Origin of the sequence: Sporichthya polymorpha DSM 43042 (genome assembly GCF_000384115.1) — a bacterium.
Lineage (GTDB): Bacteria > Actinomycetota > Actinomycetes > Sporichthyales > Sporichthyaceae > Sporichthya > Sporichthya polymorpha.
This window is the reverse complement of record NZ_KB913029.1, coordinates 2416813-2429611: the sequence shown is the minus strand read 5'-3', so window position 1 is coordinate 2429611 and position 12799 is coordinate 2416813. Positions and strand designations below refer to the sequence as shown.

Below are 12799 nucleotides of genomic sequence, written 5' to 3'. Positions count from 1 at the left end.
TCAGGGGAGCGAGGCGATGATGCCTTCGCAGGTGCGGACGATGACGCGGGCGGCGTCGGCGACGGGGCGGGTCGAGGCGGGGTTCTCGGCGCGGCGGCGCCAGCGGCCCATCGCGTCGGTGGCGGCGTCGCGGATCTCGTCGGGGGTCGCCTCGGGCGGGAGGCCGAGGCGGACGAACTGGGCCTGACCGGTCCCGCCGAGGAGGCGCTCGGCCTCGGCGCGCTGGTCGGCGGGGAGGACGACGGCGCCGGTGCGCAGCGACCCCAGCAGCCCGAGCTCGACGAACTCGTGCGCACCGGAGGAGATCTTCTCGACCTGCGCGAAGAGCATCTCCGACTCAGGCAGCGGCGTGGAACGCAGGATCGAGTCCAGCGCCATCAGCGCCGACCGCGCCTTCAGCAGGTCGCCGCGCTCGGTGAACAGTGCGGTCAGGGCCTCGCGCAGCTCCTCCAGCCCGGAGCGGCGGACGAGCTCGGCCGACAGCGCGGTCGAGTCCGTGATGCCCTGTCGGATCAGCGGCAGTGCGAGCCGGACGCCGAAGAGCCCGAACCGCTCGAGCAGCCGGCGGCGCACCTCGGCCGAGGGTAGGTCCGGCGACCCCTCGGGCAGCTCGCGCGCGAAGCGGTCGGCGGAGAGCAGCATCCCGTCGACGAACTCACGGTCCGCGGCGGCGATCTTCGCGAGCGCGTTGAACTCCGACTGACGGAGCGTCCGACCGGTCTCGGCCAGCAGACCCGCGACGGGGACGACGGTCTGACACAGCGACCGGATCTTCTCCTCGCCACGCAGCCGGGACGCGATCGCGCGCGCGGACTGCAGCGCGTCGACGCGGCCGGCGCCGATCTCGTCCGCCCGGGAGAGCACCGCGACGGTGTTCACCGGTGACGACCCGATCGCCGCGTGGGCGTGGAAGGCCTCGAGGAACCCGACGTCGTCGGCGTGCACGTGGCGCATCAGGTAGACGATCGCGTCGGCGGCGCCCTGCTCCTCGTCCGGGGTCAGCAGCGCCTCGGTCCGCGCGGACACCTCCGCCGACGCCGACGCGATACCCGGGGTGTCGATCAGCGTCATCGTCGCGAGGTCGCCGGAGGGCCAGTCGACGGTGAGGCGGTCGACGTCCTCGGGCGCCGCGCCGAGCAGGTCGAGCTCGAGCTTCCCGTTCTGCCGGACGATCGGGAGGTCCGCCGCGTCGCCGTCCTTGCGCCGCATCACGATCCGCGGCGCCTGAGCGTTGCGGTACCAGGTGACGATGCGGGTGCACTCCCCCGCGTCGGTCGGCGCGATGATCTCGCCGACGAGCGCGTTCAGCAGTGTCGACTTGCCCGCCTTCACCTTGCCGGCGATCGCGATCCGGACCGGGGAGTCGAGCCGGTCGAGGTGGGCCTCGATCCGCTCCGCCTCCTCGGGGTGGTCGGCGTAGACCTCCGCGGCCTGCTGCAGCACCGCCCGGACCTGGTCGCAGATGTCCGTCGACGCCGGCGTGATCCGTGACCGGGCCGCGGGGACCGGCGTCTCTCGGGCGACCGGGGCGGACGGAGCGACCGGCGCCGCCGGCGCTTCAACCGGAGCCGGGGCCGGAGCCGGCGGCTCCAGCGGAGCGGTGCCGGGCATCGGGCCGGAGCCCGGGGCGGACTGGGCGGGGACGGCGGAGGTCGCCGTCTCGTCCGTTTCCGCCGCGCCCTTCTTGTTCTTGCGGCGAAGGATCACACCGCACCCGCCTTCGCGGCGACGGCGACGAGGTCGCGAGCCTGCTTCTGCAGCGCGGCGACTCCGGCGAGCTCGCGCTTGAGCTCCCCGATCCGGGCCTCGCGGTCCTTGGCGTTGGTGCGGGCGCCGGCCTCGGCGACTTTCAGCGAGTCCTGCAGCGACGTCTCCAGCTCCGTAGCTACCTGCGTGAAGTGGTCGCGCAGCTGACGCTGGACCCGGCGCAGCATGTCGCGCGAGTCCTTCCCGACGTGGAAGGTCACATCGTCGGTGTAACGACGCACAGCGTTCTTCGCCTCCGCCTGACGGCGCTGCAGCAAGCGCTTCTTCTCCTCCCGCAGGGTACGTCCACCGAGGAGGAGACCGGCGCCGACCGAGAACGGGTTCAGCAGAGCCATCCCCGCGAAGGTGGAGAACATGCCGAACATGAGCGTCCCGATGTAACCGCCGCGGACGGCGATCAGCGCCTGCTCGCCGAGGCCCGGGTCGCCCTCGTCGTTCAGGTACATCGGACGGACGGCCTGCATCGACCCGCCGGCGTCGACGTCGAGGTCAGGCAGCGAGAGCTGACCGTCCTCCGCGAAGTGCTCGGCGACCAGCGCGGCCAGGTACCGCGCGCGCTCGTTCGCCCAGACGAAGTTCGCCGACGTCGCGCCCGCGACCTGCTCCTCGACCCACGGGGCGAACTCGACCCACACGACGGCGGGGTCGCCGAGGACGTCGATCTCCTCCTCGGCGTTGCGCTGGATGTCGCGCATGCGGTCGCGGAGGTCGTAGTCGATGTCGGCGGCGAGGTCCGCGACGCCGTCCGACAGCGTCTGCTGCCACCGCGCGGAGCGGTCGCGCAGGGCGGCCATGCGTTCCTTGGCCGCGCGCAGGTCGGTGACCGTCGACTGCACCGTCTCCGGGTGCTCCTGCACCCCGAGCTCGGACTGCAGCCCCCGCGCCAGCTGCTCGGCCACACCAGCGACGGTGTTCGCGACCGCGCGCCGCACCAGCAGCTCGGCCTGGCCGACGGTGTTCGTCAGCATCGTCGCGAGCACCGGGAAGCCGGACTCGATGTTGAGGTCGTTGTCGTTGCGGTCGAGCGCGTGCCAGCGCAGCACGGACGAGACGGGGATCAGCTGGGCCGTGATGCCCGCCTGGGTCAGGTGCGCCTGGTTCAGCTCGTAGATGCGCCGCCACTCGGGGTAGAGGTCGATCTTCGTCAGGATGCAGGCGATGTTCGGACACAGCTTCACCGCGTGCTTGAGGAACTCGAGCTCGGCGGCGGTGTACTCCTGCGCGGCGTCAGAAACGAGGAGGACGGCGTCGGCGCCGGGCAGCGCGGCGAGGGTCGCGGTGGCACGGACGGACCCGAGGCCACCGACGCCCGGAGTGTCCACGAGCTCAAGACCCGATTGGAGCAACGGCGTGGGCAGGCCGACCTCGACGTGGCTGAGCCCCTCACGGTTCGCGGGGTTGCCCATCTCGGTCACGAAGCGCTGGATGTCCTCCAGGCTCGCCTCGGTGCGTTCCGTGCGAACCGGACGTGACTCGTCGTCGGGATCCGCGCCCGGCTCCTCCTTCACCAGCGTCACGACCGGGTTCTCGGAGTAGTACACGGCGGTCGGGACGGAGGTGGCGATGTCGTCGTCGACGGGGCAGACGCGTGCCCGGACCAGGGCGTTCACCAGCTGGGACTTCCCCTGCTTGAACTCCCCGATCACCAGGACCCGCACGCGGTCGTCGTGGAGGCGGTCCTTGGTCTTGCGCAGACGTGCCGCGAGGTCGGTGCGGCCGCGCGCAGTGACCATGCGCAGCGCCTCGTCGACCGTCTGGATCACCGCTTCGGGTGCCGGCACGTACCTCTCCTGACCCTGGTGTTCGCGACCGCCCCCACAGGCGCCCTGAGCCACGGTAAGTCCGCAACCCGGTCCGCACAGGCAGCGGCCCCGCCCCGGTGTACCCGGGACGGGGCCGATCCTCTCACCTCGACGGGTGCGTGTCGGGGGATCTGGCGCGACACGACCGGCACGGAATCCGTCGAGATGTCCCCTCCTGAGGCGTTGCCGTCAGCCCAGGATGCTGATCAGGTCGTCGGCGTCATCGAGCAGGTTGTAGCCGACCTGGTTGAGGCTGTCGTCGACGAGCCGGTTCAGGCTCTCGTTGAGGATCGGCGACTCCTCGATGTCGACCACGTCCGCCAGCGTGATGACGTTGAGGTTGTCGCTGCCCGACATGCCCTCGCCGACGTCCTCGATGCCGCCCGCGATCTGGTTGCCGCCGGCCGAGTTGTCCCCGGTCACGACGTTGTCCGCGTCGCTGTCGGTGTTGGTGCTCGAGTCGGTCGTGGTGTCGTCGTCCGAGGAGCTCTGGTCGGTCGTGTTCTCCTGGTTGCTGCTGACGGTGTTCCCGTCGCCGTCGACGACGGTGTCCTGGTCCTCGACGTCGTTCGGGCCGGGGCTGTCGACGATCGACGTCGGGCCGGTGACGTTCGAGCCGGCGACGTCCGCCGCCTCGATCGTGTAGTTGTTGATGACGTACTCCACGCGGTCCGCGCTCTCGACGTCGCTGTCCGGGAGCGAGACGCCCTGGACCTCGCGGAAGCTGGTGTCGGCCGGGACGAACGCCGGCGAGACCTCCCCGGAGCCGCAGGACTGCGTGAAGCCGGCGGACGCCATGGCGAGCTGCGGCTGCGCGGCGAACGCCTCGCGGGCGCCGGCGTCACGCATCAGGTTGGCGATCCAGTCGAGCAGGGTGATGGCCATTTCCGTGACCCTTCCTCAGGTGATGGTGCTGGCTGGTGGTTGACGAGGGTCAGCCGAGAATGCTGATCAGGTTGTCCGCGTCCTGAAGGGCGTTGTAGGCGACCTCGTTCAGGCTGTCGTCGACGAGCCGGTTCAGGCTCTCGTTGAGGATCGGCGACTCCTCGATGTCGACCACGTCGGCCAGGGTGATGATGTTCGTGTTGTCGTCGCCCGACAGGCCCTCGCCGAGGTCGTCGATGCCACCGGCGATCTGGTTCTCACCGGCCGAGTTGTCACCGTTGACGACGTTGTCGGCGTCGCTGTCGGTGTTGGTGCTGGAGTCCTCGACCGTGTCGTCGTCCGACGAGGTCTGGTCGGTGGTGTTCGCCTGGTTGCTGCTGACGGTGTTCCCGTCGCCGTCGACGACGGTGTCCTGGTCGTCGACGTCGTTCGGGCCCGGGGTGTCGACGATCGTGGTGGGGCCGGTGACGTTGCTGCCGGCCGCGGCGGGCTGCTCGATCGTGTAGTTGTTGATGATGTAGCGGATCTGCTCCGCCGCGTCCGCGTCGTCGGTCGCCGGGCGGTCGACGCCGCCGACCTCGCGGATCGAGGGGTTGTCGAAGAGGAACGCGCGGGAGTCCGCCACGTCCGCGCCGCACACGTTGGTGAAGCCGGCGGACGCCATCGAGAGCTGCGGGTTCGTGTTGAACGCCTCGCGGGCGCCGCCGTCCCGCATCAGGTCCATGATCCAGTCGAGCAGGGAGGTAGCCATTGGGGTGACCCTTCGTCAGATTCGTCCGAGTGGTGGGCTCGGGGCCCCGCACCGGAGCCGCTGTGGTGCCGAACCTAGGCAGTCGGGCGAATCGGACGGATCGGGGAAAACCCCCAAATCACGATCACCGGATTGGGGGATTGCGATCTTGGTCCGCACCCCCGCGTTGGGGGATTCCCCGGCGTGTCGCGTGTGACTGGTGTTCAAGAAGTGGTAACAACCGTCACACCAGACATCACCAGTCACAGTGGTTCAAGCAGTGGTAAACCGCCTCCGACCTGCACGAACGGGCGAAATCGGACGTTCCCTCGGGTCCTTTGCTGCGCTCGCGGTCAAACGATCTTGTCCTCGTTTAGGGCGACCCGACGGGTGTCGCTCCGGTCGTATTGCCCCCGTTGAACCACGACCAAGGGGGCTGGCGCGCCATGGGTTACCGACTGAGTGTCGATCTCGGCACCACCAACACCGCGGCGGTGGTGCACCGTCCGGGCACCGGGTCCGCGCCGACCGTCGTCCGGCTGGGCGACCGGTCCGCGACCGTGCCCTCGGTCCTGTTCCTGGGCGCCGACGGCACCGTCCTGATGGGCGAGGCGGCTGAGCGCCGCGCGCTGACCGACCCGGACCGCGTGGTCCGTCGGTTCAAGCGCCGCATCGGGGACGAAACCCCGCTGCTCGTCGGCACCTCCGGCGACGGACTCACCGCCCACGCGCTCGCGGCGAAGATGATCGGCCTCGTCGCCGACCGCGTCGCCGAGCAGGAGGGCGGGGCACCCGACGCCGTCGCCGTCACCGTGCCGGCGGCGTGGGGTTCCCACAAGAAGGATCTGCTCGCCGGCGCGCTCGCCGGCGAGGGCCTGCTCGACGTGACGATGATCAGCGAGCCCGCCGCCGCGGCCCTGGCCTACGCGCAGGCCGGGAAGCTCGTGGCCGGTGCGACCGTCGCGGTCTACGACCTCGGGGGCGGGACGTTCGACGCGGCGGTCCTGCGCGCGGAGTCCGGCAACCGCTTCACCGCGCTCGGCACCCCGACGGGGATCCCGAACCTCGGTGGCGTCGACTTCGACGACGCGGTGCTCGCCTACGTGCTCGGCGTCGCCGGGCCGCAGACCCCGGGCGTCGAGGCCGACGACCCGATGCACCTGACGGCGATGGGCCGCCTCCGGCGCGAGTGCGTCGAGGCGAAGGAGGCGCTGTCCGCCGACACCGCGGCGACGGTGCCGGTCCTGCTCGGCGGCGCGCAGACCTCCGTCCGCGTCACCCGCGCCGACTTCGAGGCGATGATCGCCGGCGCGCTCGAGGAGACGTGCACCTTCGTCGAGGCGGCGCTGGTCTCGGCCAATCTGACGCGCAAGAACCTCGACCGCATCCTGCTCACCGGCGGGTCCTCGCGGATCCCGCTCGTGACGCAGCTGCTCTCCGCCCGGTACCCGGGCGTCCCGCTCGAGCGGGACATCGACCCCAAGCTCGCGGTCGCGATCGGCGGCGTCCTGGCCCTGGAGAAGTCCGGCCGCCACGCCCGCCCCGCGCTCGCCCTCATCGCCGGCCTGACCGCCGCCGCGGCCGTCGCTCCTTCGGCCGCGGCGGTGGCGGCCTCCCCCGCTCCGGCTGCGGGTGCTCCGGCCGCGGCTGTCGTCGACCGGCCCGCGCGCCCGGCACTCACGACCGAGAAGTTCGACGGCCGGGAGGCGGAGGTGCGCGAGGGGCGGCGGCTGAAGGACGAGCCCAAGCCGCAGCGGAAGGCGCACAAGGTCGTGACCGCTGCGGCGGGCGTGATCCTGCTCGGCGGGTTCGGACTCGCGTCGCTCGGTGTGCTCGACCTCGGCGACGCCGTCCCCGCCGGCTCGGTGCAGGAGGCGCGGGCCGGGGTCGGCGACGACGGCGCGCAGCTCCAGGTCGAGGAGACCGGCAAGGCCAAGGACAAGGCCCGCGGGGAGCGGGCCAAGGAGAAGGCCGCCGAGGAGGAGACGTCCACGTCGTCCTCCGACGCGACCACGGGCTCGGCGGGCGGGTCCGCGAGTGGGCACGTGGAGGGGAGTGCCGACTCGCGGTCCGCCTCGGCCGGGTCGTCGTCGTCGGAGTCATCTGACGGGGTGGCAGATTCTGCGCGCGAGGCCGAGGACGACGACGTCGTCGTCGAGCGGCCCGCGAAGACCGAGCGCAAGGCGACGGCGCGTCGCAGCACGGAGGCCGTCACGCCGACGAAGGCCACGACCCCCGAGGCGGCGCCGGTCGACGCCGTCGCTGCTCCGTCGGCCGTCGAGGCGGCTCCCGCCGAGGAGGCGGCACCCGCCCCGGCCGCCGAGGTCGAGGAGGACACCTCGACCGAGTCCGGTTCCGTCGAGTTCGGCGACGCTGGTGAGGAGTCTCCCCCCGCGCCGTAATTCCTCGCGGAACCTCCCCTGCGTCCGGCCAACTGTGGCCAATAGGCCACCCCTCGCCGGACGCAAGGAAGGGCCCCACCGCCGGCGCGGTGGGGCCCTTCGTCTTCTTACTGTTTAGCTGACTATCCGTCAGGCAGCGCCGCCGAGGAGGCCGCCGAGCAGGCCACCCTCCTCGCCGCCGAGCACGCCACCGAGGAGGCCGCCGACCGGGTCGGTGCCCTCGGTGCCGCCCGTGAGGCCGCCCAGGATGTCGTTGACCGGAGCCAGCGGGTCGCTGCCCTCGGTGCCGCCGGTCAGGCCGCCGACGATGCTGGTGACCGGGGCCAGCAGGCCACCGTCCTCCGAGCCGCCGGTGACGCCGCCGAGCAGGCCACCCACGATGCCGTCCTCGCCGAGGATCCCGTCGACCGGGCTCTCCTCGCCGCCGGTGACACCGCCGAGGAGACCACCGACCAGGCCCTCCTCGCCGAGGATCCCGTCGACCGGGCTCTCCTCGCCGCCCGTGACCCCACCGAGCAGACCACCGACCAGGCCCTCCTCGCCGAGAATCCCGTCGAGCGGGCTCTCCGTGCCGCCCGTGACCCCACCGAGGAGGCCACCGACAACACCCTCCGGCCCGAGGAGCCCGCCGAGCAGGTCGCCCTCGCCACCGGTCGCGCCGCCGAGCAGGCCACCCACGATGCCCTCGGGGCCGAGGAGGCCGCCGAGGAGGTCGCCCTCTCCACCGGTCACGCCACCGAGCAGGCCACCGAGGAGGTCGCCCTCGCCACCGGTCACGCCGCCGAGCAGGCCACCGACCAGGCCCTCGGGTCCGAGGATCCCGCCGAGCAGGTCACCCTCGCCACCGGTGACGCCACCGAGCAGGTCGCCCAGGGGCAGGGTGTCGAGCAGCTCGGTGCCGGGCAGGCCACCGAGGCCGCCGAGGACACCGTCGGTCGCACCGGTCGCGCCGGTGACCACGCCGAGGACCGGGTCGACAACGCCGGTGGTGGCGCCGAGGACCTGGTTGACGAACCCGAGCGAGCTACCGGGCGCGAGGTAGTGCAGCGCGCCGGACGGGCCGAGCAGCAGCGGCGCGAGCCCGGAGCCGGGCAGGACGGCGGTGCCGATCGAGTTCACCAGGGTGTTGACGACGCCGAGCTCGGCCGTCGTGTTCGTGACCGCGTGGATCGCGCCGGCCAGCGCCGCGACCTCACCCAGCGGCAGGGCCGGGTTGACCGCGGTGCGGACCGCGTTCGCGATCTGGTTGACCGTGGTGAGCGGGCCCGAGTTGCTCAGGAGCCCACCGGCGAGGGTCGTCGTGTTGGTGTTGAAGACGACGTCCTGCAGGTTCTCGACAGCGTCGAACACGTCGCCCAGGGCGCCGGTCGCGTCGAGCGCGCCGGTCACCGAGCCCACGATGTCGCCGACGCCGGGGACCGGCGCCAGGCCGGTCGCCAGCGGGAGCGCGATGCCGGTGACGAGGCCGGCGGTGCCGAGCGCGCCCTGGACGGTGTCGACCACGTCGCTGATCGGGAGCTGGTTACCGGCGGTGACCACCGACGTGACCGCCGCGGTCAGCGGGGCCATCGCGAGCGAGGTGGTGGCGGCGTTGTACACGCCGGTGACCGCCGTGTTGACCGCGCCCAGCGGGCCGGTCGGGCTGGTGACGTTGGTGATGCCGCCGGCCACGGAGCCGACGGACTGCAGGGTGCCCTTGACGGTGTCGAACACGTCGGCAACCTGCGGGACGGCCGAAGCCTCGGCCAGCAGGGCCAGGGCCGGGACGGCAGAGACGATGCCGGCAACGCCTTCAACGGTGCCGATCACGTCCTCGACCGGCGCGAGGATGTCCTCAGGAAAAGCCATGGGTGGGTGCCTCCAGATATGGCGGGGAAGGGGTCCCGCGCAGGTGTCAGATCTCTGTGTCGATCAGGTCGAGCGTGCGAACCGAATCGCCCCGTAAATGCAGAGCAGACGAAGTCGTTCTCACCGGCGACGCAGCGGTGGTTGGTGGGCCCGTTGCGTCCCTGCATCGAAAGTAGGGACGTCGGCGCAAGATCCAATCGGGGTCGGCACCTAACGGATCTTGCTGTCATTAGGGAGATGTGACGGTCTCACTAGGGCCGCGCAGTGACATTCCCCATCCGCGGTCGTGATGGTCTTCATTCACCCTGACCGAAAGGAAAGGTGGACCTTTCCGCTATGAAGTTCCCACGTGCCGTTGCGGGCACAGGAAAGGGCCCCGTCCAGGTGGGGGGAGTGGACGGGGCCCTTTCGGCCGCACGGGCGGCCGGGACCTCGGGGGCCGGCGGACCGGTCCCCGAGGGGTCTGACTCAGAGCAGCCCGAGGCCGCTCACGGTGTCGAGTACGTCGGAGGTCACCGGCAGCAGTTCCTCGACGGGCTCAGTCAGACCGGTGGACTGCGTGGTGAACACCGGCTCGGCCAGTCCGAGGTTCGCCAGCGTGTTCTGGACGAATGCCTGCGGGTCGTCGAGGTCGTGGAGCGGGACGACGGTGCTGACCGTCGCCTGAGTCTGGGTCAGAACGTCGCTGACCATCGTCTCCGTGCCGAGCACCTTGTTCGTGACGTCGTCACCGAGCTCGCCGACCGCCGCGGTCGCCGCGGCGCCGGTCCCGGCCCCGGCCGTGGTGGCCTCGGCGCCGGCGATCTCGACGGTCTCCACGACACCGGCGACCAGGGTCCCCGTCGCGGTCAGGGTGCCGTCGACGATCCCCGCGATGCCCGGGGGCAGCGGCAGCTCGGGCACCGGCGTCGGCAGCGGCACCGGACCGCCGGGGAGGGGGAGCGGCAGCTGGCCGATGACGTCACCGAGGCCCGGGAGCCCAGGGACGCCGGGCGGCGGCCACGGGAGCACGAGCTCCGGGACCGACTCCAGAATGTCCGTCAGTTCCGGCAGCAGCGGCAGGTTCGGCAGGCCGGGAATGGGGCTCGGGTCCGGAGGCAGCGGGCCGGGGTTGGGGTTCGGCAGCTGGATCAGTCCGAGGACACCCTCGACCAGACCGAGCGCCGCGGTCGGGTCGCCCACGATCTCGGTCACCGCCGGCACGTGGTCGAGGAACTCCCCCGCCGAGGCGAAGGTCGTCTCGACCAGCGACTCCGCCGCCGCGACCGTCGTCGCCACGAATCCGCCGGCGGCGTTGAACGTCGTCCCGATCACCTGCTGGACCGGCGTGGTGTCCGGCAGCGCCGGGATCCCGGGCAGGCCGGGCAGGCCGGGCAGGATCTCGCCCAGCGCGGGGACGATCTGAGTGAGCGTCGGAATCACGGCGAGCAGGTCACCGAGCTCGGGCAGGCCCGGGGTCCCCGGATTCGGCTCGCCCGGCAGCACCGGGAGCGACGGCAGCGACGGGAGCACCAGCCCCGGCAGGATGTTCGCGACGACGTCCAGGGCGGCGGTGATGTCCGGCAGCGCCGGGAGCTCCGGCACGATCTCGCCGAGTGCGGGCAGCAGCTCGGGCAGGGCCGGGAGAATCTCCGGCAGCGCCGGCAGGAGCTCCGTCAGAACCGGGACGATCTCCCCCAACGCCGGCAGCACCGCGAGCAGGTCGCCGAGCTCGGGCAGGCCCGGGGTCCCCGGGTTCGGCTCCCCCGGCAGCACCGGCAGTGACGGCAGCGACGGGAGCACCAGCCCCGGCAGGATGTTCGCGACCACACCCAGCACCGCAGTGACGTCCGGCAGCGCGGGAAGTTCGGTCAGGTTCGGGAGGACGTTGACGTCCCCGACGAGGTCGGTCACCGTCACCGCGAGCTGGTTCACGATCTCGGGCGAGACGTCCGGCAGCGCGGGGATGGCGGGCAGGACCTCGCCGAGGTTCGGCAGGTCACCGAGGCCACCGCTGAGCGGGTTCGCGACCGCGATGCCGGCCCGGAGGAAGCCGGTGGCGTCGCCCAGCTGGGGCGTGCCGAGCCGAAGAGCGTCGGCGCCGGGCTCGTCACCGAGGCCGAACCCGAACTCGTACTCCTCGTCCGCGTCACCGGCCCCGAGGCCGATGCGGAAGCCGGGAACCCCGTCGAAAATGGACATGCCGGTAGAACCTCCCCGTCGTGCGCGGTCAGGTGTCGGTCACCGCGTCTGCTGTTCACGATCTCCGCGCGAAGCCCCTGTTCCATCGGGGATTTGGCGGGTGCGCCTCGTGATCACTAGGGGGACGTGAAGATCGCACTAGGGCCCGCAGTTCTCTCCATAACGTCAGCGAGATCGAGCGCTATAGCGCGCGCTTTCGCTGACGTTGTGAGGGTTTGTAGGCCCTTGCCGCCAAAACGGACTGGATCTGGTCGAGGAACGGGTCCGGGTTCGTCCGGACCGCGAAGTTGGTGATCTGGATGACGGCGCGTCCGGCCATCGAGGCCGCGTTCATCTTGAGCATGTCGCGCGTCGCCATCGCGGCGTCGAGGTGTTGGACTCCGTGGATCTCCACGACCAGGACGTCGCCCCAGTAGTTGTCGTAGCGGACTCGGCCCGTGGGGAGTTGGACCACGACCTGCCGGTCGGGCTTGGGGTCCCTCGTCTGCGGCAGGCCGCGGCGAAGGCGCGCTCATCAATGGACTCGATGCCATCGCTGACGTCGATCAGCAGGCCCTTCAAGAGTGCTCGGCGCTTGTCGCGCTTCACGAGAGCGACAGCATCCGCGAGCTCGGAAACCGCGACCAGACGCTGCTGGACGGAGGCGATGACGAAGAGGGCGGCCTCGCGGTTGGTGCGTGCCCACAGTGCCGCGTGCACGGCAGCCGTCGCGGGCTTCATGCGCGGGAGCCCGTTCCGGAGGACATCCACCTCGCGGAAGCGCCGCGTCTCGTGCACGCGGACCCGCTTGCACCGGCGGTACCAGGCCCCCTGCGGGACGGCGACGTGGATCTCGGCCGACGTGATCGTCCGCAGGCCGGCGAGGATCAGAGCGCTGGCGCCGTCGATCACCGCCGTCGGCCCGACCTCCAACACTGCGCGCCAGTAGGGAGTCGTCTCATCGGCGTCGCCGATCTGGACGCACTGGTAGCCGCGCTTCTTCCAGCGCCGCGCCTGCACCTCCGCGCGCACCTGGCTGCGCGTCACGCCCAGGGCGTAGAGCTGCCGTCGACCGATGAGATTGCCCTGCCGCCTCGCGGCGGCTTCGATGGCGGCGCGCCGCGAGATCCGGTCCCTTCGGGTGTGGCTCATGAGGCCGCATCGTCGGGGATCTTGCTGTGGGCCCCGCCCCGCCCTGTGGATAA

At 71.5% G+C, this 12799-nt stretch carries 9 protein-coding genes; 1 reads left to right on the top strand and 8 read right to left on the bottom strand.

Annotated features, from left to right (window positions below; all coding sequences use genetic code 11):
* The 4 genes from SPOPO_RS0112000 to SPOPO_RS0111985 all read right to left on the bottom strand — a co-directional run bounded on the left by SPOPO_RS0112000 (nucleotide 1) and on the right by SPOPO_RS0111985 (nucleotide 5205).
* A complete protein-coding gene (locus SPOPO_RS0112000) occupies nucleotides 1-1707 on the bottom strand; it encodes a dynamin family protein (protein ID WP_019875022.1) in 1707 nt (568 codons plus the stop codon).
* Entirely contained in the window at nucleotides 1704-3548 is a 1845-nt protein-coding gene (locus tag SPOPO_RS0111995; protein ID WP_211210890.1) for a dynamin family protein, read from the bottom strand. Before SPOPO_RS0111995 ends, SPOPO_RS0112000 begins: the two co-directional genes overlap by 4 nt.
* Before the next feature lie 210 nt (nucleotides 3549-3758).
* The gene (locus tag SPOPO_RS0111990; protein ID WP_028984719.1) at nucleotides 3759-4454 is read right to left on the bottom strand and encodes a hypothetical protein; all 696 of its coding nucleotides are present in this window, start codon (nucleotides 4452-4454) and stop codon (nucleotides 3759-3761) included.
* A 49-nt stretch (nucleotides 4455-4503) separates the two neighbouring features.
* On the bottom strand, nucleotides 4504-5205 hold the full coding sequence (locus SPOPO_RS0111985; RefSeq protein ID WP_019875020.1) for an IniB N-terminal domain-containing protein: 702 nt from the start codon (nucleotides 5203-5205) through the stop codon (nucleotides 4504-4506).
* A 425-nt stretch (nucleotides 5206-5630) separates the two neighbouring features.
* Between SPOPO_RS0111985 and SPOPO_RS32750 the strand changes: the two genes are divergently transcribed.
* Nucleotides 5631-7586, top strand: a complete 1956-nt coding sequence (locus SPOPO_RS32750) for an Hsp70 family protein (protein WP_019875019.1) — start codon at nucleotides 5631-5633, stop codon at nucleotides 7584-7586.
* 129 nt (nucleotides 7587-7715) lie between these two features.
* Here the strand turns inward: SPOPO_RS32750 and SPOPO_RS32745 are convergent, their stop codons facing one another.
* From SPOPO_RS32745 to SPOPO_RS0111960, 4 genes are all read right to left on the bottom strand, one after another.
* Nucleotides 7716-9434 (bottom strand): hypothetical protein, encoded by a 1719-nt coding sequence (locus tag SPOPO_RS32745; RefSeq protein ID WP_019875018.1) that lies wholly within the window; start codon nucleotides 9432-9434, stop codon nucleotides 7716-7718.
* A gap of 468 nt (nucleotides 9435-9902) precedes the next feature.
* Entirely contained in the window at nucleotides 9903-11615 is a 1713-nt protein-coding gene (locus tag SPOPO_RS0111970; RefSeq protein WP_019875017.1) for an NEL-type E3 ubiquitin ligase domain-containing protein, read from the bottom strand.
* Between the two features lie 181 nt (nucleotides 11616-11796).
* Entirely contained in the window at nucleotides 11797-11958 is a 162-nt protein-coding gene (locus SPOPO_RS34355) for a hypothetical protein (RefSeq protein WP_211210889.1), read from the bottom strand.
* The gene (locus SPOPO_RS0111960) at nucleotides 11946-12746 is read right to left on the bottom strand and encodes a hypothetical protein (RefSeq protein ID WP_028984718.1); all 801 of its coding nucleotides are present in this window, start codon (nucleotides 12744-12746) and stop codon (nucleotides 11946-11948) included. Before SPOPO_RS0111960 ends, SPOPO_RS34355 begins: the two co-directional genes overlap by 13 nt.
* Nucleotides 12747-12799 lie beyond the last annotated feature (53 nt).

Bases quoted from the DNA above. Each gene is read 5' to 3' on its own strand.
- SPOPO_RS0111990 (WP_028984719.1), bottom strand. From the start codon at position 4,454: ATGGCCATCACCCTGCTCGACTGGATCGCCAACCTGATGCGTGACGCC.
- SPOPO_RS0111985 (WP_019875020.1), bottom strand. From the start codon at position 5,205: ATGGCTACCTCCCTGCTCGACTGGATCATGGACCTGATGCGGGACGGC.
- SPOPO_RS32750 (WP_019875019.1), top strand. From the start codon at position 5,631: ATGGGTTACCGACTGAGTGTCGATCTCGGCACCACCAACACCGCGGCG.
- SPOPO_RS32745 (WP_019875018.1), bottom strand. From the start codon at position 9,434: ATGGCTTTTCCTGAGGACATCCTCGCGCCGGTCGAGGACGTGATCGGC.
- SPOPO_RS0111970 (WP_019875017.1), bottom strand. From the start codon at position 11,615: ATGTCCATTTTCGACGGGGTTCCCGGCTTCCGCATCGGCCTCGGGGCC.
- SPOPO_RS34355 (WP_211210889.1), bottom strand. From the start codon at position 11,958: ATGCTCAAGATGAACGCGGCCTCGATGGCCGGACGCGCCGTCATCCAG.
- SPOPO_RS0111960 (WP_028984718.1), bottom strand. From the start codon at position 12,746: ATGAGCCACACCCGAAGGGACCGGATCTCGCGGCGCGCCGCCATCGAA.